The sequence below is a fragment of the Brevundimonas sp. genome (assembly GCF_013912005.1).
Classification (GTDB): domain Bacteria; phylum Pseudomonadota; class Alphaproteobacteria; order Caulobacterales; family Caulobacteraceae; genus Brevundimonas.
In genome coordinates this window covers 46,776-69,591 of the sequence record NZ_JACESB010000014.1, presented here as the reverse complement: position 1 = coordinate 69,591, position 22,816 = coordinate 46,776, and the positions used below count along the sequence as shown (strand labels likewise).

At 73.2% G+C, this 22,816-nt stretch carries 23 protein-coding genes; 14 read left to right on the top strand and 9 right to left on the bottom strand.

What is annotated here, in order from left to right:
• From H2038_RS10515 to H2038_RS10495, 5 genes are all read left to right on the top strand, one after another.
• The coding region (locus H2038_RS10515; protein ID WP_292112691.1) for a site-2 protease family protein at window positions 1-806 on the top strand (806 nt) is incomplete at its 5' end.
• The gene (locus H2038_RS10510) at window positions 803-2,341 is read left to right on the top strand and encodes an L-aspartate oxidase (protein WP_292112689.1); all 1,539 of its coding nucleotides are present in this window, start codon (window positions 803-805) and stop codon (window positions 2,339-2,341) included. The genes H2038_RS10515 and H2038_RS10510, both read left to right, overlap by 4 nt.
• 106 nt (window positions 2,342-2,447) lie before the next feature.
• Window positions 2,448-3,302, top strand: coding sequence for a carboxylating nicotinate-nucleotide diphosphorylase (nadC, locus tag H2038_RS10505; RefSeq protein WP_292112686.1), 855 nt, complete (start codon window positions 2,448-2,450; stop codon window positions 3,300-3,302).
• A gap of 68 nt (window positions 3,303-3,370) precedes the next feature.
• The gene (locus tag H2038_RS10500) at window positions 3,371-3,586 is read left to right on the top strand and encodes a hypothetical protein (protein ID WP_292112684.1); all 216 of its coding nucleotides are present in this window, start codon (window positions 3,371-3,373) and stop codon (window positions 3,584-3,586) included.
• Between the two features lie 2 nt (window positions 3,587-3,588).
• Window positions 3,589-3,819 carry a hypothetical protein gene (locus tag H2038_RS10495; RefSeq protein WP_292112681.1) on the top strand — a complete coding sequence of 77 codons (231 nt, stop codon included), beginning with the start codon at window positions 3,589-3,591 and terminating at the stop codon, window positions 3,817-3,819.
• Window positions 3,820-3,823: 4 nt separating this feature from the next.
• On the opposite strand, the gene H2038_RS10490 is transcribed toward H2038_RS10495, so the two are convergent.
• Entirely contained in the window at window positions 3,824-4,912 is a 1,089-nt protein-coding gene (locus H2038_RS10490) for a cell wall hydrolase (protein WP_292112678.1), read from the bottom strand.
• Window positions 4,913-5,393: 481 nt separating this feature from the next.
• On the opposite strand from H2038_RS10490, the gene H2038_RS10485 reads away from it, so the two are divergent.
• On the top strand, window positions 5,394-5,579 hold the full coding sequence (locus H2038_RS10485; RefSeq protein WP_292112676.1) for a hypothetical protein: 186 nt from the start codon (window positions 5,394-5,396) through the stop codon (window positions 5,577-5,579).
• A gap of 152 nt (window positions 5,580-5,731) precedes the next feature.
• Window positions 5,732-6,094: a DUF6481 family protein gene (locus H2038_RS10480; protein WP_292112674.1), complete on the top strand. Its 363-nt coding sequence runs from the start codon at window positions 5,732-5,734 to the stop codon at window positions 6,092-6,094.
• A 19-nt stretch (window positions 6,095-6,113) separates the two neighbouring features.
• Here H2038_RS10480 and H2038_RS10475 read toward each other — a convergent pair whose 3' ends face one another.
• Window positions 6,114-10,130: a PAS domain S-box protein gene (locus H2038_RS10475; protein WP_292112671.1), complete on the bottom strand. Its 4,017-nt coding sequence runs from the start codon at window positions 10,128-10,130 to the stop codon at window positions 6,114-6,116.
• 300 nt (window positions 10,131-10,430) lie between these two features.
• Here H2038_RS10475 and H2038_RS10470 point away from each other — a divergent pair, with 300 nt between their 5' ends.
• From H2038_RS10470 to H2038_RS10460, 3 genes are all read left to right on the top strand, one after another.
• Entirely contained in the window at window positions 10,431-11,591 is a 1,161-nt protein-coding gene (locus H2038_RS10470) for a cell wall hydrolase (RefSeq protein ID WP_292112669.1), read from the top strand.
• A gap of 107 nt (window positions 11,592-11,698) precedes the next feature.
• Complete coding sequence (locus H2038_RS10465) at window positions 11,699-12,733, top strand: PAS domain-containing protein (RefSeq protein WP_292112666.1); 1,035 nt, start codon at window positions 11,699-11,701, stop codon at window positions 12,731-12,733.
• A gap of 82 nt (window positions 12,734-12,815) precedes the next feature.
• Window positions 12,816-13,223: a response regulator gene (locus H2038_RS10460; protein ID WP_292112662.1), complete on the top strand. Its 408-nt coding sequence runs from the start codon at window positions 12,816-12,818 to the stop codon at window positions 13,221-13,223.
• A gap of 12 nt (window positions 13,224-13,235) precedes the next feature.
• Here the strand turns inward: H2038_RS10460 and trxB are convergent, their stop codons facing one another.
• Window positions 13,236-14,246 carry a thioredoxin-disulfide reductase gene (trxB, locus tag H2038_RS10455; protein ID WP_292112659.1) on the bottom strand — a complete coding sequence of 337 codons (1,011 nt, stop codon included), beginning with the start codon at window positions 14,244-14,246 and terminating at the stop codon, window positions 13,236-13,238.
• 38 nt (window positions 14,247-14,284) lie between these two features.
• The gene (locus H2038_RS10450) at window positions 14,285-14,755 is read right to left on the bottom strand and encodes a hypothetical protein (RefSeq protein ID WP_292112657.1); all 471 of its coding nucleotides are present in this window, start codon (window positions 14,753-14,755) and stop codon (window positions 14,285-14,287) included.
• Between the two features lie 49 nt (window positions 14,756-14,804).
• On the opposite strand from H2038_RS10450, the gene H2038_RS10445 reads away from it, so the two are divergent.
• Window positions 14,805-15,014 (top strand): hypothetical protein, encoded by a 210-nt coding sequence (locus tag H2038_RS10445; RefSeq protein ID WP_292112654.1) that lies wholly within the window; start codon window positions 14,805-14,807, stop codon window positions 15,012-15,014.
• On the opposite strand, the gene H2038_RS10440 is transcribed toward H2038_RS10445, so the two are convergent.
• The 5 genes from H2038_RS10440 to H2038_RS10420 all read right to left on the bottom strand — a co-directional run bounded on the left by H2038_RS10440 (window position 15,011) and on the right by H2038_RS10420 (window position 19,401).
• Window positions 15,011-15,946, bottom strand: a complete 936-nt coding sequence (locus tag H2038_RS10440) for a mitochondrial fission ELM1 family protein (protein ID WP_292112652.1) — start codon at window positions 15,944-15,946, stop codon at window positions 15,011-15,013. The genes H2038_RS10445 and H2038_RS10440 overlap by 4 nt on opposite strands.
• 50 nt (window positions 15,947-15,996) lie before the next feature.
• Window positions 15,997-16,470, bottom strand: coding sequence for a transcription elongation factor GreA (gene greA / locus H2038_RS10435; protein WP_292112649.1), 474 nt, complete (start codon window positions 16,468-16,470; stop codon window positions 15,997-15,999).
• A gap of 104 nt (window positions 16,471-16,574) precedes the next feature.
• Entirely contained in the window at window positions 16,575-16,772 is a 198-nt protein-coding gene (locus H2038_RS10430) for a hypothetical protein (RefSeq protein ID WP_292112646.1), read from the bottom strand.
• A gap of 48 nt (window positions 16,773-16,820) precedes the next feature.
• Window positions 16,821-17,498: a glutathione S-transferase gene (locus tag H2038_RS10425; RefSeq protein WP_292112645.1), complete on the bottom strand. Its 678-nt coding sequence runs from the start codon at window positions 17,496-17,498 to the stop codon at window positions 16,821-16,823.
• Window positions 17,499-17,559: 61 nt separating this feature from the next.
• The gene (locus H2038_RS10420) at window positions 17,560-19,401 is read right to left on the bottom strand and encodes a family 43 glycosylhydrolase (RefSeq protein WP_292112644.1); all 1,842 of its coding nucleotides are present in this window, start codon (window positions 19,399-19,401) and stop codon (window positions 17,560-17,562) included.
• A gap of 65 nt (window positions 19,402-19,466) precedes the next feature.
• Between H2038_RS10420 and selD the strand changes: the two genes are divergently transcribed.
• The 3 genes from selD to H2038_RS10405 are packed head-to-tail and all read left to right on the top strand — an operon-like array spanning window position 19,467 to window position 22,801.
• Entirely contained in the window at window positions 19,467-20,513 is a 1,047-nt protein-coding gene (gene selD, locus H2038_RS10415) for a selenide, water dikinase SelD (protein ID WP_292112642.1), read from the top strand.
• A complete protein-coding gene (gene mnmH / locus H2038_RS10410; protein ID WP_292112638.1) occupies window positions 20,510-21,574 on the top strand; it encodes a tRNA 2-selenouridine(34) synthase MnmH in 1,065 nt (354 codons plus the stop codon). Before selD ends, mnmH begins: the two co-directional genes overlap by 4 nt.
• 9 nt (window positions 21,575-21,583) lie before the next feature.
• Window positions 21,584-22,801: a cation:dicarboxylase symporter family transporter gene (locus H2038_RS10405; protein WP_292112635.1), complete on the top strand. Its 1,218-nt coding sequence runs from the start codon at window positions 21,584-21,586 to the stop codon at window positions 22,799-22,801.
• The last annotated feature ends 15 nt before the right edge of the window (window positions 22,802-22,816 follow it).

The window sequence follows — 22,816 nt, the reverse complement described above, 5'->3', positions numbered from 1 at the left end:
CCCCCGCCCCCGCCCCCGCTGCGCTGGCGCCCGCGCCGCGCGCCCCTGTCGCCGAGCCGCCGCTGGACAAGGGCCAGCATCCGGTCTGGGCGATCGTCTCCACCCTGCTGCTGGGCGGCCTGATCTGGTGGCTGAGCGGCAGCTGGGTGATCGCGGCGGCGGCCATCTGGGGCCTGTTCGTCCACGAGTACGGCCACGTGCTGGCGATGAACCGGCTCGGCATGGGCCCGGCGCGGATCTACATCGTTCCCTTCCTCGGCGGGGTGGCCCGCAGCCAGCGCCTGCCGCAGAGCGAATGGCACGGGGTGCTGGTCTCGCTGGCCGGGCCCGCCTTCGGCCTGCTGGCCGCCATCCCCTTCTTCGGCCTGTTCATCGCCACCGGGCAGGGGGTCTGGCTGCTCGGCGCCGGGATCATCGCCCTGATCAACCTCGTCAATCTCGCGCCCGCGCCGCCGCTGGACGGCTCCAAGGCGCTGGGGCCGGTGCTGGCGCGGGTCCATCCGATGCTGGAGCAACTGGCCATGATCGCGGTCGGGGCGCTGGTGGTCTGGTGGGGCGTCAGCACCGGGCGATTCATTCTCGCCGCCTTCCTCGCCATCGCCCTGATCGGCCACCTGCGGCGCGGCGCCTGGCGCCCGGAGGGGCGGCCGCTGACCGTGCGGGAGTCGCTCGCGAGCGTCGGCCTGTTCGTGGCCACGGCCGCGGCTTGCGCCGGGGTCGGCGTGGCGGCGGTGATGCCTCTGGCCGAGGGATCCCTGCCCGGCGCCCTATCCATCGCCGGCGGCTATCTCGGCGTCGGACGGTGAGCCGCATCGTCCACGACGGGCCGCTGATCGTCGGCGGGGGACTGGCCGGGCTTTCGGCGGCGCTGGAAAGCGCGCCGCGCCCGACCCTCGTCGTCGCCCCGGCGCCGCTGCTGCAGGCCTGTTCGTCGGCCTGGGCGCAGGGCGGCGTGGCCGCGGCCCTGACGCCCATCGACACCCCGGCCCTGCACGCCGCGGATACGGCGGCGGCCGGAGCCGGCCTCGTGAACCCGGGGACGGTTCGGACCCTGACCGACGACGGCCGGGCCACGGTCGAATGGCTCGCGGGGCTCGGAGCGCCGTTCGACCGCGACCCGGAGGGCGGCTTCGCCGTCAGCCTGGAGGCCGCCCATTCGCGGCCGCGCGTCGCCCGGGTGGGCGGCGACGGCGCGGGCAAGGCCATCCTCTCGGCGCTGGCGGCGGCGGTGCGCGCGGCGCCGCACGTGGAGACGTGGGAGGACGCCCGTCTGCGCGGCCTGCTGCAGGACGGCGAGGGACGGGTGCGCGGCGCCCTGATCGAGCGCGACGGGCGGATGGTCGAGGTGCTGGCGCCGGCCGTGGTGCTGGCCACCGGCGGGGCGGCCGGCCTCTACGCCCGGACCACCACCCCGACCGCCCTGCTGGGCGAGGGCATGGCGCTGGCCTGGCGGGCCGGGGCCGAGATCCTCGATCCGGAGTTCGTCCAGTTCCATCCGACGGCGATCGACGTCGGGCTCGATCCGATGCCGCTGGCCACCGAGGCGCTGCGCGGGGAAGGGGCGCGTCTGGTCGACCGGACCGGCGCCTTCCTGCTGGGCGAGGCGGCGGACGCCGACCTCGCCCCGCGCGACGTGGTGGCGCGGGCGGTGCATGCGGCGCGCGCCGAGGGGCGCGGCGCCTTCCTCGACGCCCGCGGCGCGGTCGGCCGCGCCTTTCCGGAGGCCTTCCCGGCGGTGTTCGCCGCCTGCATGCGCGCCGGGCTGGACCCGCGCGAGGCTCCGATCCCGGTGGCGGCGGCGGCGCACTACCACATGGGCGGGATCGCCGCCGACCCCGACGGCCGCACGGCCGTGCCCGGGTTGTTCGCGGTCGGCGAGTGCGCGGCGACGGGGGTTCACGGCGCCAACCGGCTGGCCTCCAACTCCCTGCTCGAGGCGGCGGCGTTCGGACGCCGGGCCGGACGGCGGGCGGCGCAGGAATCGACCGCCGGCGCACGCGTCCGCCGGGCGGGCCCGCCGCCGCGGGATCTGTCGGCGCGGGAGCTGGCCCAGCTGCGCCTGGGGATGAGCGACCTCGCGGGCGTGATCCGCACCGGCCCCGGACTGCGCAACCTGGTCGACCTGCTGGACCGGCTGGAGGCCGAAGGGCGGGACGGGCCGACGCCGCTGCCGGTGAGCGCGGCGCGGCTGATCGCAGAGGCGGCGCTGGCGCGGCGGGAAAGCCGCGGCGGCCATTTCCGCGCGGACTTCCCGCAACCCGACCCGGTGGCGCGACATACCCGGCTCCGCCGGCAACCTGCGGCGGCCTCCGCTTTCGCGGATGCGGAAGCGGCGGCATAGTGGCGGCCGGCGTCCGGAATGACCGCGAAGACGCGCGGCAGGGGGGCGCCGACGCCCGTGATCTCCGACCGCCTCCCCATTGATCTCTCCGAGCTGCTCCAGAGCCATGCTGCCTGACATCCTGATCGAACCGGTGGTGCGGCTTGCGCTCGCCGAGGACCTTGGCCGCGCCGGCGACGTGACCGCCCGGGCCTGCATCCCGGCCGACGCCCGCCTGCGGGCGGCGTTCGTCGCGCGCCGGCCGGGGGTTCTGGCGGGGGTGGACTGCGTCCGGCTGGCGGTGCGGGCTCTCGACCCGGCCGCCACGGTCGAGCCCCGGCTGCGGGACAGCGCAGCGTTCGAAGCCGGCGCGACGCTGGTCGAGGTCGAGGCGGACGCCCGCGCCCTGCTGGCCGCCGAGCGCACCGCGCTGAACCTGCTCGGCCGCCTGTGCGGCGTGGCGACCCTGACGCGGGCCTATGTGGACGCGGTGGCCGGCACGGGCGCCCGCATCGCCGACACGCGCAAGACCACCCCCGGCCTGCGCGCGCTGGAGAAGCATGCGGTGGCCTGCGGCGGGGGGCTGAATCACCGCTTCGGCCTCGATGACGCGATCCTGATCAAGGACAACCACGTGGCGGTGTGCGGCGGCGTCGGCGCGGCCGTGCGTCGGGCCCGGGCCGCCGCCGGGCACCTGATGAAGGTCGAGGTGGAGGTCGACGGGCTGGATCAGCTGGACGAGGCGCTGGCGGAGCGTCCGGAGGTGGTCATGCTGGACAACTTCTCGCTGCCGATGCTGGCGGAGGCGGTGGCGCGGGTGCGCGCGTCCGGCGTCGCCCGGCCTGTCCTGGAGGCGTCCGGCGGGGTCTCGCTGGAGACGGTGCGGGCGATCGCGGAGACCGGCGTGGACGTCATCTCGGTCGGGGCCCTGACCCACTCGGCGCCGTCGCTGGACGTCGGCCTGGACGCCCTGCCGGCCTGAGCGGCCGAACGGCGCTACGGAACGAGGCGGAAGGCGGGCGGTTTCCTCTCTGACGGAAGGAGACCACCATGAGCCACGCCCCGAAAATCCCGAAAGAGCAGCGCAGCTACGCCGACAAGGGCGCGCAGAGCCAGACGCAGGCGGAGGACGCCGACCGGCGCGATCTGCACACCAATGTGCGCACCGGCCAGCCCGGCGACGCCGACCTGAACACCGCCCAGCAGGGCCGGTTCGGGGACATCAAGCGGAACACCACCCACCAGGGCTACCAGCAGGACCGCTGATCATGACCGACAACAACCAGCACACGCCGGAGCCGGTCGACGAGAAGCGCTGGGGCGGCCCGGGTTCGAGCCACCAGAACGCGAAACAGGAGCCGCCTGCGTTCGAGGACCCGCGGGACGGCGGCCCGACCAATCCCCGCAACAGCAAGATCTCCGGCGGCGGCGGCGAGCGCGACCTCAAGCACAGTCACATCGACGACCGCCGGTCGTCGAAGGGGCATCGCGACGCCTGACGGTTCAGGCGGCGGGCGTGGGGGTCTCGGCCGGCTCGGGCCGGTCCGCCGCCGGCGGGCTGGCGGGACGGGCGGCGCCCCCCGCCGCGCCGGCGGGCTGCGGCCGGGAGGCGGCGGGCGGCGCGGACGCCGACGGAGCGGCGGGCTCCGGGAGGGCCCGGCCTTCCTGCGCCAGCAGCAGGCTGTAGGCGACGGCTCCGGCCTCGCGGGCGGTGGCGGTGGGGTCGAGACTGGCCTGGATCAGGCGCGGAGCCTCCGCCTCGGCGGACGGTTCGGCGGCGGCGTAGGAGAAGGCGGCGCGCGACCCGGCCCGACCGCCAAAGCGGTAGAACAGGTGATCGCCCACCTGCCCGACCCGGACGAGGGTGTGGCGCCAGCCCGGAGCGACGGCGGTGGTGTGGAAGTGGGTGGCGTTCCCGACGCGGGCGTAGACCTCGCCGGAGAGGGCGGCCGAGGCGATGTCGCGGGCGCGGTTCCAGGCGGCGCGGTTGACCCGGCCCCGCATGGATCCGTCGCAGGTGAAGCTGAACTGGCAGCCGGTGCGCCGGCCGGCGCCCTGGAACACCACGCCGCAGACGGTCTTGGGGAAGGCGGGGTGGCGGACGCGGTTGAGCACCACCTGGGCCACCGCCCTCATCCCGTCGCGGCCTTCGCCGCGCGCTTCGTAGTAGGCGGCCTGGGTCAGGCATTCGAGGTCGCGGGAGGCGTCGAGGGCGCTGCCGAGGCGGAAGGGCTGGGCCGCGACCGGCCCGGTCAGGCTGACGTGGCGCAGGCCGACCTGGGCGGAATCGCCGCGCAGCTGCTCGAGACGCGCGGTCAGCAACTCGGCCTGGCGGTCGCGTCGGCTCGGTCCGGCGACGGTGTAGGGGTCATGCCGACGGGCGATGGCGAGGGCGCTCTCGTCGAGACCGCCCGCGGCGGCGGCCAGCGCTTCCTCGGTGAAGCCGGCCGCCGTGGCGCCCTCGATGCGCTGCGCCTGGGCCCGCAGGGTCGAAGCCTTGGCCGCCGCGCCGCCCAGCCAGGCGCCGCCGACGGACAGTCCGAGCAGGGCGCCGAACAGGGCTGCGGCCGTCGCGGGCCGAATCCGGGCCACGTGGTCGGCAGCAAGGTTCGCACGCATCTGCGAGGGAGTCGGCAACGATCCAGTCCTGTTCGGCAGGGCGCAGCGCCGCCCCCGGGTAGTCTCGCCGCCGGGCGACGGTGGGTCGCAATCCGGCTGCAGAAGTCACAGCGCCCGGACAGGCCGGGCATAGAGGTCGCGCCTTAAGCCAGCCGTTTGTGGCCTGAATGTGGTCGATTCGCAAGATTGTGCTGCGGCGCAACATCGCGTTCCGCCCGGAATGTATGTGGACAGTCTGCTGCAGGCTGGCGGCGGCAATCGCTGAAGTCGTTGATGCGAATACTGCATTGATCGTCCGGGCCTTAACGCTCGCGTGCCCGGACGCGACTTTTTGCAGTTGCGAGGGGCGGCGGCTGTAGTCGAGGCGGTGAATCCCCGCGCGGGCTCTTCTTGCGCCCCGCGACGGAACCGGGGCCGCCGGGCCAACGTTCAGCCGCACACAGGAGATTCACGCATGCGCAGCCTCGTCACCGTTCTCGCCGTCGCCGGTCTGGGCCTTTCCGCCGCCGCCTGCGGCGCGACCATCGAACAGAAGGCGGCGACCGGGGCGATCGCCGGGGCCGTGGTCGCCGGCCCGGTGGGCGCGGCGGTCGGCGGCGCCGCCGGCGCAGCGGCCGGCCACGCAGAGAAGCCGAACTGACACACCTGGAGACCGTCAGGGCGCGCAGCCGCGCGCGCATCTTGCTTTCGGCCCCTATATAGGGTTAGCCGACCCGCCCGCCGCGGCCGAGCGCCGCCCGTCGCGTGCTCGCGCAGCTGACGCCCTGATCAAAGGATACGACGACTCCTCGCATGAGAGATCTGAAACAGACCGCCTTCACCGACCGCCTCGCCGCCCAGCAGGAGGCCAAGAAGGCGCTCCTGGCCCGCTTCAAGCCCAAGCCCGCCGCGCCCGACCCCGAGTTCGAGAAGCTCGCCGAGAAGCGCGCCGCCGAGAAGGAGGCGCTGCGCCGCGAGCACGAGCTGGCCAAGGCCGAGGCGCGTCGCGAGAAGGCCGAGAAGGAAGCCGCCCGCATGGCCGCCGAACAGGCCGCCCAGGAGGCGGTCGAGGCCGCCCGTCGCGCGGCCCGCAAGGAGCGCAAGCAGCTCACCAAGGAAGAGCAGAAGGCGGCGCGCGACGCCCGCTACGCCGCGCGCAAGGCGCGCCAGCGCTGACCCACCCGTCCGGGGCGGGTCATTCCGCCCCGGGCCGACGGCTCCCCGCCAGAACCTGCGCCAGCTGCTCGCCCGAATAGGGCTTGCGCAGGAAGGGCCACGGCGCGTCCGCCAGAGCCTGATCGACGTCCTCGCCGGCGTAACCCGAGGTGAGCACGATCCGCATCTCCGGATAGTCGCGCGCGCACTGCCGCGACAGCTCGATGCCGGTCATGCCGCCGGGCATCACGACATCGCTGAGCATCAGGTCGAAGCGCTCTCCGGCCAGGGCTTCCAAGGCCTTGGGACCGGTGTCGACCGTCCGCACCTCGAGTCCGAGCGTCTCCAGCAACTCCACCGCGACCGCCGCCACGCCCGGATCGTCCTCGACGAGCAGCAGGCGGCGACCCACCAGGCTGTCGGCCGGCGGCGCGGCGGCGGGGACCGGGGCGGGGCGGTCCTGGCGCTCGATCGGCGGCAGGTAGATGCGGATGTCTGAGCCTTCGCCGGGCGCTGAATTGATGCGAACGCCGCCGCCGCTCTGGCGGGCGAAGCCGTAGACCTGGCTGAGGCCCAGGCCTGTGCCCTTGCCCACAGCCTTGGTGGTGAAGAAGGGCTCGAAGGCGCGGCGCACGACCTCCGGATCCATGCCGGGGCCGTCGTCGCGGACGCTGACGCACATGTAGTCGCCGGGCGGAAGCTCGGCGATCTCGCCCGCGGCGACCTTGCAGCTCTCGGTCCGCACGGTGATGCGCCCGTGATCCCCGACGGCGTCGCGGGCGTTGACGACGAGATTGAGCAGGGCGGCCTCGAACTGCGCCGGGTCGACGTTCACGCGGGCGCCGCCGCGGCGGAGCTTCAGTCCGAACTCCACCGCCTCGCCGACGGCGCGGCGCAGCAGCGGCTCGCTCTCGCGGATCAGGGCGTTGAGGTCGGTCGGCTCCGGCCGCAGCGCCTGCCGGCGCGAGAAGGCCAGCAGCTGGTGGGTCAGTCCCTCGCCCCGCCGGGCCGCCGAAAGGGCCGCCTCGCCCAGCTTGCGCTGGCGCTCTGAGTCGGCGGGCGAGCGCAGCATCATGTCGAGCGCGCCGATCACGACCGTGAGCAGGTTGTTGAAGTCGTGGGCCACCCCGCCGGTGAGCCGCCCGACCGCCTCCATCCGCTGGGCATGCATCAGGTCGGCCTCGGCCTTGGCCTTCTCGGCCAGCGCCTCGCCCACGCGCTCCTCGAGCAGCTCGTTGATGCGCTTGAGATCCTGTTCGGCCTGCTTGGCTTCGGTCACGTCGATGTTGGCGCCGACGTAGCCCTGGAACCGCCCGGCGCCGTCGAAGCGGGGAATGCCCTCGCAGCGCAGCCAACGCCGGCCGAGCTGCGGGTGGTCGATCGCCATCAGGCCCTCGAAGCGGTCGCGGCGCTCGACCGCCGCCTCGAAGGCGGCGCGGAAGTCGTGCAGGCGGAAGCGCGCCTCGGCGGCGGCCCAGCCGGCCGCCAGATCGCCGTCGCCAAGATTGAAGAAGGCCTTGTAGCGCCGGTTGGCGAAGGCGAGGCCGCCGTCCGGGCCGGTCATCCAGATCTGCGCCGGGGCGCTGTCGGCCACCGTGCGGAAGCGGGTCTCGGACTCCAGCAGCCGCGCCTGGGACTCGCGCATGTCGGTGACGTCGAAGGCGACGCCGACGAAGCCGATGACCTCGCCGTCGGCGCCGAAGCGGGGCCGGCTGAAGGATTTGAGCCAGCGGTACTCGCCGTCGTGGTGGCGATAGCGCCCCTCCAGCGAGAAGGGCTGGCGGGTCGCCTCGCCGGCCAGCGACTCCTGCAGGATTCGCTCCTGGTCGTCGGGGTGGATTGCGGCGCGCCAGTCCCCGAGGCGCGCCTCCTCATAGGTCCCGCCGTAGAAGGCCACATAGGCCTGGTTCACGAAGGCGCGCACGCGGTCCTGGCCGGTGACCCAGATCAGCACCGGCGCCGTGTCGGCGATCGCGCGGAACCGCTCCTCGCTCTCGCGCACCTCCGCCTCGGCCCGGGTGCGCTCGATCTCGGCCCAGGTGCGCGCCGCCACCTCCTGCAGGAGCTCGCACTCCTCGTCAGTCCATTCGCGGACCCGGGAGTCGTGGGCGTAGAGGAAGGCGCGCAGGCGGCCGCCCCGGATCAGCGGCGCCCGGATCAGGGAGCGGGTCTGCAGCCGTTCGAGCACGGGCAGGGCGTCGCTGGTGCGGGGATCCTCGCGCACGTCCGGAATGCGGATGGACCGGCCCTCGGCGAGGTCGGCGATCAGGCCGGAGCCCATCTGCTCCAGCGGGAACTCGCCGGCGGCGCTGGCGACGCCCGTGGTCCAGTCGCGGGTCATCCGCACCAGGCCGCGCTGCTGGTCGACCTCGCCGTAGCCGACGCGGGCGGCGCCCAGCTCCTCGCCCAGGGCCTCCTCGACCCGGACCATGATGGCCTCGGCCGTGGTCAGGTCGCGCAGGGAGTCGATCAGGCCAAGCAGGAAGGACTGTCGCCGCTCCTGCCGCGCCACCGCCTCGATGGCCTCGCGCGTGTCGGTCACGTCGAAGGACATGCCGACGTAGCCGAGGAAGCCGCCGTCGGCGTCGAAGCGCGGGTTGACCGCCACCCGCATCCAGCGCCACGCCCCGTCCGCCCGCTGGAACCGGGCCTCGAATCCGTAGGGTTCGTGCAGGGGCCGCCGGGCCTGCTGAGCCTCGTTGACGAGCGGGACGTCGTCCGGATGCAGGGCCAGCCGCCACACGTGGCCGAGGATGTCCTCGGCCGGGCGGCCGTAGAATTCCACCAGCGCGGCGTTGACGAATTCGACCTCGCCCGCGGCGTTGGTCAGCCAGACCGGGGAGGGCGCGGTGTCGGCCATCAACCGGAACCGCTGCTCGCTTTCGCGCAGCGCCGCCTCGGCGGCCTTGGCGTCGCTGATGTCGACGACCACGGCGATATAGCCCTCGACGAGGCCGCCGGGGCCGGTCAGGGCGCGGATGCTGATCACCACCCAGACGGTTGAGCCGTCCGGGCGGATGTAGCGTTTCTCCAGCTGGGCGCCGCCGCTGCGGAGCGCCTCGCGCAGGGCGACGCGCGTGCGCTCGACGTCCTCGGGATGGCTGACCGCCTCGGTCGTCAGCCCCGCCACGCGGTCATGCGGCAGGCCGAGGATTTCGGCGTAGCGCGCATTGGCCGAAACGATCGAGCCGTCGAGCGCGACCCGGGCGATCCCCGCCGAAGCCTGGTGGACCATGGCCTGCAGCTGGGCCTCGCGCTCGCGCAGCGCCGCTTCGGCCGCCCGGGCGTCGGTGACGTCGACGTTGACGCCGATCATGCCGCGGAAGGCGCCCTCCGCGTCGAAGCGCGGACGCGCCTCGGTGTGCACCACCCGCCACTCGCCGTCCGCACGCTGGTAGCGCGCCTCCACGTCCAGCAGCGCCCGCGCGGCCAGGGCCCCGGTGGTCGCGGCGATCACCCGGTCGCGGTCGTCGGGATGCAGGTAGCGCGTGAAGTCGAGCTCGCCAGACCCCTCCTCGATCCCCCAGAAACGCCGCAGCGCCTGGTTCAGGTGCACGCAGGCGCCGTGCTCGTCGCTCATCCACAGCATGACCGGGGCCAGCTCGCTGATCAGGTGGAGCCGCCCCTCGGTGTCGACCACCCGCGCGGCGGCGGCGCGGTGCTCCTCCACCGTCACATCCAGCCGGCGAAGCGCCTTGCGCAGGGAGGCGGCGACGACGGTGGAGAAGAGGCCGACGAGGATGAAGTTGGTCGTCGCCACCTTGCCGAGGCGATTGCCGACCCCCGCCCCGACGGCGTCGAGACCGAGCATCGCCCATCCGCCGAGCAGGCAGGCGACGAGCGCGACGAGACCCGCCGCGCGTCCCGCCGACAGGGCCGCCACGATCACGGCCGGCAGCAGGATCATGAAGCCCGTGACTTCCGCATAGAAGCCGGACAGGGCCTTGCGCACCAGCAGCATGACCGCGGCGCAGGCGAGTCCGATCAGGACCGACGCCCACCACGGACGAGGCCTTACACGCGCCAGTCGACTGACGCCGGCATCAATGTCGAACAACCGTCCAAGGCCGGTGACCGCGCCCATTCACCCCCCGTGCCGCTTCCGCGCGACCAACTGCAACGCCTTCGTCCTCAATGCGTTCCTCGCGACGGCGCGGACGGCTTGCGGCGCGCTCCGACCCGCCTATCTGCAGGGGCCGGAGACCCGCTGTGTCTGTGGAGCCAGATCAAGACCGGCCTGCGGCCGGGACGTTCCGCAGGCCCGGCCCCTTGAATGACAGTGTTTTTTCGCCTGAAAAGCGCCCTGCTTCGCAGGCATGAAGCCCGGACCGGCGCCTGCGCCGCAGAGGAGTTGAACTTGGCCATCGACTGGAGACGCCCCGGCAGGACGACCCGCCGCCTCGCCGCCGCCGCGCCGGCGGCGCTGGCGGTGGTCGGCGTCGCCATCTCGGCCTCGTCGACGCCGCGGCCGGAGATCGACCGCCGCGCCGAGGCCGTCCGCCAGATCACCGGCGGCGACCTGTCCGATCGCGGTCTGGCCGCCATCGCCGCGCGCATGACGCCCTCCCAGGTGGCCATCGCCCGCCGCCACGATCCCGCCGCGCGGCGCCCCGCGCTCTATGGCCTGACGCCCGGCTGGGAGAGCCTGACCCTGGCGGGCAAGCCGACGCTGGATCTCGGCGCCAGCGGTCTCGAGGCGATCCGGCTGAACGCCGCCACGCCCGGGTCGGCGGGGCTGCTCAGGGCCGCCCGTCCGTTCGAATTCAAGCCGGCCACCGCCGAAGACCGCCGCCGGGCGCGGCGCTGCCTGACCCAGGCCATCTACTACGAGGCGGCGCTCGAACCCGAGGTCGGGCAGGAGGCGGTGGCGCAGGTCATCCTCAACCGCGTCCGGGACCCGAACTACGCCAACAGCATCTGCGGCGTGGTGTACGAAGGCGCCGAGCGCACCACCGGCTGCCAGTTCAGCTTCACCTGCGACGGGTCGCTGGCCCACCCGCCGGTGCGCTGGGCCTGGGACCGGGCGCAACGGGTGGCGGACCGGGCCCTGGCCGGCCACGTCGCGGTCCGCGTCGGGACGGCCACCCACTATCATGCCGACTATGTCCGGCCGTGGTGGGCGCCGACCCTGAACAAGCTGACCCAGATCGGCGCGCACATCTTCTACCGCTGGAAGGGCGTCTACGGCGAACCCGCGGCGTTCCGCCAGGCCTACGCCGGACGCGAGCCGGCGATCGACGAGGCCCGCTTCGCCCGTCCCCGCCTGCAACTGGCGGCCGACGCGCCGGCGGAGAGCAAGGCCGAGGCGGAGCGGACCGTCGAGATCGACGGCCAGACCCGGGTCGTCGGCGTCGCCTCGCTCGGCGGCCGACGCCAGGCCACGCCGGCCGACATCGCGGCGATCAACGAGCGGCTGGCGGCCTTCGAGGCCCCGGCGCCGGCCGCGCCGACGCCCGCGCCGGCCGTTCCGGGCGCCGTGGCCATGGCGGTGGAGGAAGTCGGGCGCCCGACACAGTGACTTGAAGTCGCCGGTGCAACGTCTGTCCCGCCATGGCATTTAGGCAGCCGGAACAGGCGCACGGCGCCGCTTGAGGCCCGCGCGTGCAGCATACCGACAGATCGACCTTGTCCGAGGAACGCGCCCGCGACCGCTACGAGGCGCTCGCCGCCATCGCCGACGCCATGCCGCAGATGGTCTGGTCCACCCGCCCGGACGGCTTCCACGACTACTATAACGCCCGCTGGTACGAGTTCACCGGCGTGCCGGAGGGATCGACGGACGGCGAGGCCTGGAACGGCATGTTCCACCCCGACGACCAGGAGCGGGCCCGGGCGCGCTGGGCGCATTCGCTGGAGACGGGCGAGCCCTACGAGATCGAGTACCGCCTGCGGCGCCACGACGGGATCTACCGCTGGACCCTGGGCCGGGCCATGCCGCTGCGGGGGCCGGACGGGCGGATCGTCCGCTGGTACGGCACCTGCACCGACATCGACGACCTGAAGCGGATGGAGCAGGCCAAGGAGCTGCTCAGCCAGGAGCTCAGCCACCGCATCAAGAACATCTTCGCCGTGGTCTCGGCGCTGATCGCCCTGTCGGCGCGCCGCTATCCCGAGGCGCGGGAGTTCGCCGCAGCGGTGCGCACCCGCATCAACGCCCTGGCGCGGGCGCACGAGTTCGTGCGGCCCCACACCGAGGCCTCGCGGCCGACGGTGGGGACCCGGACCCTGCACGCCTTCCTGTCCGACCTGTTCAAGCCCTATGCGGCGCCCGACGGCGAGGCGCGGGTGCGGCTGTCCGGCGATGACGCCAGCTTTGATGACCAGGCCGCCACCTCGGTGGCCCTGCTGTTCCATGAACTGGCCACCAACGCCGCCAAGTACGGAGCCCTGTCGGTGGAGGGCGGGCGGGTCGATCTGGACACCCGCCGCACGCCCGACCGGTTCGTCCTGACCTGGACCGAGCGCGGCGGGCCGGGGGTGGAAGGCGAGCCCCGGCGGACCGGCTTCGGCAGTTCGCTGGCGACCCTGTCCGTCGAGGGCCAGCTGGGCGGCCGGCTGACGCGCACCTGGGAGCCGTCCGGCCTGACGGTGGTGGCCGACCTGCCCGCGACCGCCCTGTCGCGGCGACGGGCGGCGCAAATTGTCGCGCCGACGACTTAGGCGTGAAACCCGCAACGCAACAGGACGTTCACATCCGACGCCCTAGCGTGCGCCCTCACACCAGACTGACTGCGCCTTCCGAATGACCGCCCGTATCCTGATTGTCGAAGACGAGGCTCTCGTGGCCATGGAGCTCCAGTTCGTGCTGGAGGACCTGGGTCACGAGGTCGTGGGGACGGTCGCCGATGCGCGGACGGCGCGCAATCTGGTGCGCGAGAACGACGTCGATCTGGCGCTGGTGGACATCCATCTGTCCGACGGTCCGACCGGCGTGGAGCTGGGGCGGGAACTCGGGCAGGAGATGGGGGTCACGGTCCTGTTCATGACCGCCAATCCCGGCATGGTCCGGCAGGGCGTGGCGGGCACCATCGGCGTGCTGTCGAAGCCGACAGACGAGCGCGCCGTGCAGACGGCGGTGGACTACGCCCTGCGCCGCCGCACCGGCGAGCCGGTGCAGTACGCCCCGCCCCAGCTGCAGCTGTTCGGCTGAGGCCGGCCGGCGTCACCAGACGCCGATCTTCTCCGCTTCCCGGTGCGGGATCGGGTGGCCTTCGGCCTTGTGGTCCTGTTCGGCGAGGAAGCGCACGGCTTCCAGCGCCGCCATGCAGCCCATGCCCGCCGCGGTGACCGCCTGGCGGTAGATGTCGTCGGTCACGTCGCCCGCCGCCCAGACGCCCTCGACCTCCGTCGCCGCCGTGCCGGGCTTCACCTTCAGATAGCCGCCGGCGTTCATCTCCAGCTGCCCCGCGAACAGCTGGGAGGCGGGGGCGTGGCCGATGGCGATGAAGACGCCGTCAGCCGCCAGATCCCGGAGCTCGCCCGTCTTCACGTTCTTCAGCCGGGCCCCTGTGACGTTGACGCCGCCCATGGCGTTGGTTTCGCCGAGGATCTCGTCGATGGCGGAATCCCAGATCACCTCGACCTTCGGATTGGCGAACAGGCGGTCCTGCAGGATCCGTTCGGCCCGGAACTCGTCGCGCCGGTGCACGACGGTGACCTTCGAGGCGAAGTTGGTCAGGAACAGCGCCTCCTCGACCGCGGTGTTGCCGCCGCCGACCACGATGACCTCCTTGCCGCGGTAGAAGAAGCCGTCGCAGGTGGCGCAGGCCGAGACGCCGAAGCCCTGGTACTTCGCCTCGCTCTCCAGTCCCAGCCACTTGGCCTGGGCGCCCGTGGCGATGATGACCGTCTCGGCCAGCATCTCGGCGCCGCTGTCGAGGGTCAGCCGGAACGGCCGTTGCGACAGGTCCGCCTTGACCACGATGTCGTGGATCACCTCGGTCCCGACGTGCTCCGCCTGCTTCTGCATCTGCTCCATCAGCCAGGGCCCCTGGATGACGTCGGCGAAGCCGGGATAGTTCTCCACATCGGTGGTGATGGTCAGCTGCCCGCCAGGCTGCAGGCCGGCGATGACCACCGGGTTCAGCAGGGCGCGGGCGGCGTAGATGGCGGCGGTCCAGCCGGCGGGGCCGGACCCGATGATAGCGACGCGGACAGTGCGGGGAGTGCTCATGCGCCTATCTAGGCGCGATTCACCGCCGGGGGGAGACGCTAGCCGGCCCGGTACGGCTGGAATCCGCAGCTGGCGGGCTCGCTGAGCAGGAAGAGCGTCGGTTCCGACTGGCCGGGCAGCAGTCCGCCCGTCAGCACGGCGAGACCGTCATGCTCGCCGACGAGCTCCAGCTCGTCCAGCGCGTACACCCGCGGAAGGCCGTGCTTCACATAGCGGCGTCCCTCGAAGGTGATGGGATCCCCGTCGCGGAACCACGACCGGCTGGCCCCCGTCGGGTAGGGCGCCTGGTCCGGGTGCATCCAGCGCGTGCCGACGCGGATCGCCTGACCGTACGCGTCGGCGAACGGCGGGTCGCCCTCGAAGAACAGGCCCACCTCGATCGGGATCAGGGTGTTGGAGCCGGTCAGATAGCCGCAGCCCTCGCGGACGCGGTCCGGCTGGTGGACGGGCTCCTTCGCGACCTGCGGGCCGATCAGAAGCATGGCGAGGGCGAGGGCTGCGAGGTTCATGGGGGCATGCTAGGCTCCCCGGCCCATCGGCGGCAACCGGGAGTCAGTTATGGAAGGGCGCAGCTTTCTGGGCGTCGGGATCGGCCTCGGCCTCGCCATCGGCGCGGGGCTGGGCGTGGCGACCGACAATGTGGCGCTGGGGCTGGGACTCGGCGTGGCGATCGGCGCCGGGCTCGGCGTGGCGCTCGACCAGGCGGGCCGCGCCCGGAGCAAGAACGACGCGACCAAGACGCCCCCGGAGGACGAGCCGCGTCCCTAGGGGCGGGCCAGCGTCTCGAGCACCGCCTTCGCCGCGCGCTCCGTCTCCGCCAGCGGCGCGTAGGCCCAGCTGTCCAGGGAGCCGTCGAAGAGCCGCGCCGCGCCGCGCTCGCGCAGGTCGGCGTGCAGGCGGGCGAACTTGTCCCCGGCCTTGCGCGGGACCATCGGCAGGACGTGCACCGGCTTGCCGGTGGAGGCCGCTTCGGCCGCCATGTTGGCGCTGTCCTCGGTGACGAGCACATGGTCGGCGTAGTGCAGGAAGGCGAAGTAGGGATTGGCGCCGGTCCCGTCCCAGATCCAGCCGGGCAGGGACGACAGGCGCGCGGACATGGCGGTCTTGGCCGCTTCCGGCGTGCGCCGCGAGAAGGTCAGCAACAGCGAGCCGCCCGCCGCCTCCACCGCCGCGGCGATGCGGTCGGCCAGGGCCGCGGCGTGGGCTTCCGGCAGATCGTGGGCGCGGGAGGCGCCGCCGACGAGCACCGCGACCCGGGGCCGCGGCAGACCCTCTATCCGCCCGGCGAAGGCCGGCGCGGCCGCGGCGAGCCGGTCCGGGGTGATCCGGTGCGGCGAGCCGGTGATCGACAGCACGTTGGGCCCCGTCACCGCGTCGTGCCGTGGCGCCACGACCAGGTCGAAGGCCCCGGTGCGCCAGCGCGGATCCTGGGTCTGGACGACGAGGGTGCGGCCCCCGCTGCGCGCCTTCGCCCGCAGCGACAGGGGCAGGGTGGCGCGGCCGGTGGCGATCCACAGGTCCGGCCAGGGTTCGCCCGGGGCCGGGAAGACGGGATCCGACGCCGGGTCGAGCATCCACGGCGCCTTCAGCGCCGAGGGCAGGCGGTCGAAGGCCTTGCGCCAGCGGATGCGGCGCACCTCGATCGTCGACGGCGAAAGGCGCTGGACGGCTTCCGCCAGCCCCAGCGCCTGGTTCTCCATGCCGATCCGGCCGTCCGAAACGACCCGGATCGAAAGCGGGCCGGGTCGGCCTACTTCCACTCGACCTTGAGGATTTCGTAGGCCTTCACGCCGCCGGGCGTGTTGACCTCGACCACGTCGCCGACCTCCTTGGAGATCAGGGCGCGGGCGATCGGGGACGAGACGGAGATCTTGCCCGCCTTCACGTCGGCTTCGTGTTCGCCGACGATCTGGTAGGTGCCCTCTTCCTCGGTGTCCTCGTCGACCACGGTGACGGTCGCGCCGAACTTGACGACATCGCCCGACAGCTTGGTGACGTCGATCACCTGGGCGCGGCTGATCTTGTCCTCGATCTCGGCGATCTGGCCCTCGATCCAGCCCTGCCGCTCCTTCGCCGCGTGGTACTCGGCGTTTTCGGACAGGTCGCCGTGCTCGCGGGCCTCGGAGATGGCCGCGATGACGCTCGGCCTTTCGACCGACTTCAATTGCTTCAGCTGATCGTCGAGGACGCGGTAGCCCTCGGCCGTCATCGGCACTTTTTCCATGATGTCGTGAGTTTCTTGTTACGCCCGACTGAAAGACGACTCGGCACAGGGATCGCAGGGCGCGCGCGACCGGCCAGAGAGGGTAGGGCGCCCGGGCCCAAGGTTCAAGGGCGGCCCGCCCGCGCCGGACGGCGACCCCGGTTTCCGGCACGAAGCAGGCTCCACGCCAGCCACGCCACCGCGGCCAGGCCCGCGATCATGAACAGGGTCGACACGAACACCACGCCGGCGGCCATGAAGGCCAGCAGGAAGGCGACGGCGGCCGCCAGGGCGGCGACGATCTGGATCATCTTCAGACGCATGGAGCCGTTAACGCCCCGCCGTTCCGCCGGTTGCGCCGCCGATTGGGGTCATTCCGCGGCGGGAGCGTAGGCGTACGCCCCGCCCCGGGCCAGGGCCCGCCGGTACGCCGGCCGGGCGTGGATGCGATCGAGAAAGGCGCGGCAGTTCGGGCGGTCCGGGCCGAAGCCGACCCGGGCCCCGGCGGCCTCGACCGGGAAGCTCATCATGATGTCGGCGGCCGAGAAGGCCTCGCCGGCGAACCAGCCGCCGCGGCCGAGTTCGGCCTCCCACCAGGCGATGTGGTCGCGGATCTGCGGCGCGACGAGCGTGGCGTCGACCTTCCGCGAGATCGCCTTCGCCACCGGCCGGACCAGCACCGGCGTCCGCTTCGGGATCTGGCTGAACACCAGCTTCAGCAGCAGGGGCGTCATCGCCGAGCCCTCGGCGTAGTGCATCCAGTAGGTGAAGCGACGGCCCGGCGCGGTCCCGACCGGCGGGCGAAGACCCGATTCCGGAAAGGCCTCGAGCAGGTGTTCGATGATGGCGCCGGTCTCCGCGACCACGACGCCGTCGTGCTCGATGACCGGCGACTTGCCCAGCGGGTGGACCGCCCGCAGCTCGCGCGGGGCCAGCAGGGTCTTCGGGTCCCGCTCGTAGCGGCGGATCTCGTAATCCGCCCCCAGCTCCTCGAGCAGCCACAGCACCCGCTGCGAGCGGGAGTCGTTCAGATGGTGGACGACGATCATGGGCGGACCTCCGAAGCGGCGCCCTGTTGTGAGGCGTTGACGCAGCGTCCGTCCAGCGTCTTCAGCGCGCCGGAGCCCGGACCGGTCGGCTCGGCGGAGACACGCCCGCCGGCGAAAAGGCCTCGACGGCGAACCAGTAGTCCACGCCGGTGTTCAGCGCCCGCACCTCCAGCCGGTCGTCCATCTCGCGCAGGTCGTCGAAATAGACCTGGTGCGTCTGGAACAGCCGGTCCGGCGCCGTACCCCAGCGGATGTTGTAGCCGAGGGCGTTCGACACCGGCTCGACGCGGACCCGGGCGTTCCGCGGGTCGGCGTCGCGCTCCACGCGCAGGGACGGCGTCCCGGGGGCGAGGCCGTCCGTCGTGCCGAAGACCCGCAGGTCGGCGATCGCCAGGTTGGCGGCGGCGACCTCGCCGTGCTCGTAGCGGATGAAACGGGCGTCGACCGGCGTCTCGCCCTCGACATAGGCGTTGGGCCGGTCCCGGTCGGAGTTCGAGAGGTCGGCGAACACCCCCCAGTCCTGACCGTCCCGCGACCACAGGATCCGGAACCGGGTGCGGATGTCCGGCCGCTCGGCGTAGATGCCGCTCTCGTGGTCGGCGTAGTTGACCTGCACCGCGTGCACCCGCTTCAACCCGCCCAGGTCGAGGGTCAGGGTCTCTCCGGCGGCGTTGCGATCGGCGACCCAGAAGGTGCGCGGGTTCTCGTCCACGGCCCGGGCGGGCGCGAAGTCGCCCCGGGTCGAGGAGGCGGTCGCCTCGACCTTGTAGGACAGGGGGAACCAGCCGGTGAACAGGCTCTCCGGGTTCTCCACCAACCCCGTCGGCAGGCGCTGGGGGTAGTCGCCGAAGCGGGTGATGAAGTGCATCTCCCCGTCCGGGGTGAAGCCGCCCGGGAACATCGCGATGCGGCGCTCGAAGCGCCAGTTGTGGCCGATCCACGGGGTGCCGCTGTTCCACCAGTTGCCGTGCCGGTCCTGGAAGGTCGAGCCATGGCCGGCGCCCTCGACGAAGCCGCCGGGCTTGTAGCTGACGGGGTTGTAGTCGGCGTACTCGAACGGCCCCAGCGGAGTGTCGGAGACCCAGACGCCGTTGGCGTAGGCGTTGTACTCGGTCCCCGGCGCCCCGTACTGCAGGTAGTACCGCCCCCCGTGTTTCGTCATCCAGGCGCCCTCGATGTAGGGCGGGATGGACGTGCCGTCGGGCAGGCCGCCGGAATGGTTCTCCCCGAACCGTTCCCAGCCGTGCCGCGCCGGATCCAGCCGCCCCAGCGCCGCCGGCTCGCTCACAAAGCGCACCGGGGGGGTCGGATCGATCTCGGCGCCGTAGATCGGATAGACGTTCGATGAGCCCCAGTAGAGGTACCAGCGCCCGTCGTCGTCGATGAACAGGCCGGGATCCCACGGCCCCGGCGGCAGCTTGCCCTCAGGGAGGCCGCCGTCGCCGTAGCGGCCTTCCTCGCCCCGGCTCACCGCACCCGGCACCGGCGGCAGCTGGCGTGTGTGCCAGTCCCACCGGCCAGTCTCCGGATGCTCGCTGACCAGCAGCGGCCGCGGCTCGAACGCCGACTGCATCAGGTACAGCCGCTCGCCGTCCGACACCGCCGCCGGCGCCACGTGCCCCTCGAAGGGCCATTTGTCGGGGCGCACATAGGTCCAGTCGACGAGATTCCCGCTGGTCCAGTAGCCGTCGGCCAGCGTCTGGAAGAGGAAGTATCGATCCCGGTGCAGCACGATCGCCGGGTCAGCGCCGGTGCGGTAGCTGATCCCCTGATGGGTCTGCTCGAAGTTGTACTTGTAGTCGAGGTCGACCGGATTGGCCCAGGTCCGGGGGCGGGCGTCCTGGGCCGCGGCGGGGAGGGCGGAGAGAAGGGCGGCGGCGGTCATCAGCAGGAAACGCTTCATCAGGCGAGGGTATCATCCGCCCCCCGCAGTTGAGTTCACGCTCGGTTTCGCCCTAAGCCGCGTGCATGACCGACGCCGCCGAACCCCGCCTGACCTCTCTCGCCCACGGCGGCGGCTGCGGCTGCAAGATCGCCCCGGGCGTGCTGCGCGACATGCTGGCCTTCACCCCGCAGGCCGCGCCGTTCGCCGACCTGCTGGTGGGGACCGAGACCTCGGACGACGCCGCGGTCTGGCGCCTCAATGACCAGCAGGCCCTGATCGCCACCACCGACTTCTTCATGCCGGTCGTCGACGATCCCTTCCACTTCGGTCAGATCGCCGCCACCAACGCCCTGTCCGACGTCTACGCCATGGGCGGGACGCCGATCCTCGCCCTCGCCATCGTCGGCATGCCGGTCAACGTGCTGTCGCCGCGCACCATCGGGCGGGTGCTGCAGGGCGGCGCCGCCGCCTGCACGGCCGCCGGGATCCCCGTCGCCGGCGGCCACTCGATCGACAGCGTCGAGCCGATCTACGGCCTCGCCGTCATGGGCCTCGTCCACCCCGACCGGGTGCTGACCAATCGCGGCGCGCGGCCCGGCGACGTGCTGGTCCTGACCAAGCCGCTCGGCGTCGGCGTGCTCAGCGCCGCCTTCCGGCAGGAGCGGCTCGACGGCGAGGGCTACCGGGCCCTGATGGAGACGACCACGCGGCTGAACAGCTTCGGGGCGAAGCTGGCCGGCCGCCCCGGCGTGCACGCCCTCACCGACGTCACCGGCTTCGGCCTGCTCGGCCACGCCCTGGAGATGGCCCGCGGGGCCGGCGCGACGGTCGAGATCGGCGCCGCCCCGCCGATGCTGTCGGGCGTGCGCGACCTGCTCGAGGGAGGTGTCCGCACCGGCGCCTCGACCCGCAACTGGGCCAGCTACGGGGCCGAGGTCGCCCTGCCGGACGGGTTGGAGCCCTGGCGGCGCGACCTGCTGACGGATCCCCAGACCTCCGGCGGCCTGCTCATCGCCGTAGCCGGGGCGGAGCTGGACGACCTCGCCGCCTTCGCACGGACCAACGGGACCGGCTTCGAGGTGGTCGGCCGGGTGGTCGAGGGCCCGCCCCGGGTCCGGGTGGTCCCGTGATCCGCCGGACCACGGACCTGTCGCCGGCCGCCCGCGACGCCTTCGAGGCCGTCATCGACGTGCGCAGCCCGTCGGAGTTCGCCGAGGACCACCTGCCCGGCGCCGTCAACCTGCCCGTCCTCGACGACGCCCAGCGCGCCACGGTCGGGACGGAATATGTGCAGGGCTCGAAGTTCGAGGCCCGGCGCGCCGGCGCGGCCCTCGTCGCCCGCAACATCGCCGGCCACCTTGAAGGGGCCCTCGCCGACGTCGGGGGCGGGTTCCGGCCGCTGGTCTACTGCTGGCGCGGCGGCCAGCGCTCGGGGGCCATGGTCGCCGTGATGGAGCAGGTCGGCTGGCCGGTCACCCTGCTGGAGGGCGGCTACCGGACGTGGCGGCGCCAGGTCGTGGCGGCCCTGTACGACGCGCCCCTGCCGCACCGCCTCGTCGCCCTCGACGGCCCGACCGGCTGCGGCAAGACCGCCCTGCTGCAGGCGCTCGCGGCCCGCGGCGTGCAGACGCTCGACCTCGAGGCCCTGGCCGCCCACCGCGGCTCGCTGTTCGGCGCCCTGCCCGGCGGGCAGCCGTCGCAGAAGGCTTTCGAGACGGCCCTGCACGACGCCCTGTCGCGCCTCGACCCGTCCCGCCCGGTGGTGGTCGAGGCCGAGAGCAGCCGCATCGGCGAGCGGGTCGTGCCGCCCGCCCTGTGGGCCGCCCTCGCCGCCGCCCCCGCGGTCGAACTGGCCGCGCCGCTGGACGCCCGGGTGGCGCGGATCGTCTCGGACTACGGCGACATCGCCGCCGATCCCGCCGCCCTCGACGAGGCGCTGGGCCGCCTGCCGCGCCACCACGCCCGGGCCGAGATCGCCGCCTGGCGGGCCATGGCGGCCGGGGGTCAGATCGCCGGGCTGGCGGAGGTCCTGATCGAGGCGCACTACGATCCGGCCTACCGCCGCAGCGCCGCCGCCCGCCAACGCCCGATCCTGCGCCGGCTGGAGCTGCCCGAGCTCTCGCCCGGCGCCCTCGCCGCCGCCGCGGCCGGGCTCGCGGAAGTGCTCGACCCGGCGGCGCGGCCCGCCTAGCTTCCGCGGATGACCCGCTCCCGCACCGCCGCCGTCCTGTCCTCGCTCAGCCTGCAGGTGCTCGCCGCCCTGGTCGCCGGCCAGCTGTGGCTCAACGCCCTGCGCATGACCATCATCCCCTTGGTCTTCAGCCTGCTGGTCACCGGCATCGCCTCGATCGCCGACGCGGCCGCCACCGGCCGTCTGGCGCTGAAGGCGGTCTGGGTCTTCGCCGCCCTGCTGGTCGGGGCGACGCTCTACGGCGTGCTGGTCTCGCAGGGGCTGCACGTGCTGTGGCCGATCGACCCGGACGGCGCCCGCCTGCTGCTGGCCGGCGCCCACGGCGACGCCGCCGTGCGCGAGAACCTCGGCGGCGGCGGCCTGGCCGCCTTCCTGACCAGCCTCGCGCCGTCGAACCCGGTGCGCGCCGCGGCTGACGACGCCATCCTCGGGATCGTGGTCTTCGCCATCGTCTTCGGCTTCGCGGCGACCCGCCTGCCGGGCCGGCTGCGCCAGCCGATGACGGTCTTCTTCGAGGCCGTGGCCGAGACCATGATCGTCATCGTGCACTGGGTGCTGCGGGCGGCCCCGATCGGGGTCTTCGCCCTGTCGCTGGGGGTGGGCCTGCGGGCCGGGCTCGGCGCCGCCGGGGTGCTCGGCCACTACATCGCCCTCGTCGTTCTCTCCCTCGTCGGCCTGATCCTGCTGACCTACGCCGTCGCCGTGCTCTGGGGCCGGGTCACCCTGCCGCGTTTCGCCCGGGCCGCCGCCCCCGCCCAGGTCGTCGCCTTCTCGACCCAGTCGTCGCTGGCCTGCCTGCCGGTGATGGTCGAGCGCGCCCGCGACCGCCTCGGGGTCTCGGCGGCGACCGCCGGTCTGGTGCTGCCGCTGGCGGTGGCGGTGTTCCGCATCACCTCCACCGTCGCCAACCTCGCCGTGTGCATCTACGTCGCCCACCTGTACGGCATCGAGCTGTCGCCGGGCGTGCTGCTGGCCGGCGGGGTGACCGCGCTGGCGGTCAGCGTCGGCACGGTGGGCCTGCCCGGCCAGGTCAGCTTCTTCGCCTCCATCGCCCCGATCGCCATCGTCATGGGCCTGCCGCTGGAGGTCCTGCCCCTGCTGCTGGCGGTCGAGGTGGTCCCCGACATCTTCCGCACCATCGGCAACGTCACCGCCGACCTCGCCGCCGCCCGCATCGTCGAGGGCAGGGACGCGACCGCCGATCCGGAGGCGGGGGCCGGGATCTGACCCGAAAGGGCGGCG

Bases quoted from the DNA above. Each gene is read 5' to 3' on its own strand.
- nadC (WP_292112686.1), top strand. From the start codon at position 2,448: ATGCTGCCTGACATCCTGATCGAACCGGTGGTGCGGCTTGCGCTCGCC.
- H2038_RS10500 (WP_292112684.1), top strand. From the start codon at position 3,371: ATGAGCCACGCCCCGAAAATCCCGAAAGAGCAGCGCAGCTACGCCGAC.
- H2038_RS10495 (WP_292112681.1), top strand. From the start codon at position 3,589: ATGACCGACAACAACCAGCACACGCCGGAGCCGGTCGACGAGAAGCGC.
- H2038_RS10485 (WP_292112676.1), top strand. From the start codon at position 5,394: ATGCGCAGCCTCGTCACCGTTCTCGCCGTCGCCGGTCTGGGCCTTTCC.
- H2038_RS10480 (WP_292112674.1), top strand. From the start codon at position 5,732: ATGAGAGATCTGAAACAGACCGCCTTCACCGACCGCCTCGCCGCCCAG.
- H2038_RS10460 (WP_292112662.1), top strand. From the start codon at position 12,816: ATGACCGCCCGTATCCTGATTGTCGAAGACGAGGCTCTCGTGGCCATG.
- trxB (WP_292112659.1), bottom strand. From the start codon at position 14,246: ATGAGCACTCCCCGCACTGTCCGCGTCGCTATCATCGGGTCCGGCCCC.
- H2038_RS10450 (WP_292112657.1), bottom strand. From the start codon at position 14,755: ATGAACCTCGCAGCCCTCGCCCTCGCCATGCTTCTGATCGGCCCGCAG.
- H2038_RS10445 (WP_292112654.1), top strand. From the start codon at position 14,805: ATGGAAGGGCGCAGCTTTCTGGGCGTCGGGATCGGCCTCGGCCTCGCC.
- H2038_RS10440 (WP_292112652.1), bottom strand. From the start codon at position 15,946: ATGGAGAACCAGGCGCTGGGGCTGGCGGAAGCCGTCCAGCGCCTTTCG.
- greA (WP_292112649.1), bottom strand. From the start codon at position 16,470: ATGGAAAAAGTGCCGATGACGGCCGAGGGCTACCGCGTCCTCGACGAT.
- H2038_RS10430 (WP_292112646.1), bottom strand. From the start codon at position 16,772: ATGCGTCTGAAGATGATCCAGATCGTCGCCGCCCTGGCGGCCGCCGTC.
- H2038_RS10425 (WP_292112645.1), bottom strand. From the start codon at position 17,498: ATGATCGTCGTCCACCATCTGAACGACTCCCGCTCGCAGCGGGTGCTG.
- H2038_RS10420 (WP_292112644.1), bottom strand. From the start codon at position 19,401: ATGAAGCGTTTCCTGCTGATGACCGCCGCCGCCCTTCTCTCCGCCCTC.
- selD (WP_292112642.1), top strand. From the start codon at position 19,467: ATGACCGACGCCGCCGAACCCCGCCTGACCTCTCTCGCCCACGGCGGC.
- H2038_RS10405 (WP_292112635.1), top strand. From the start codon at position 21,584: ATGACCCGCTCCCGCACCGCCGCCGTCCTGTCCTCGCTCAGCCTGCAG.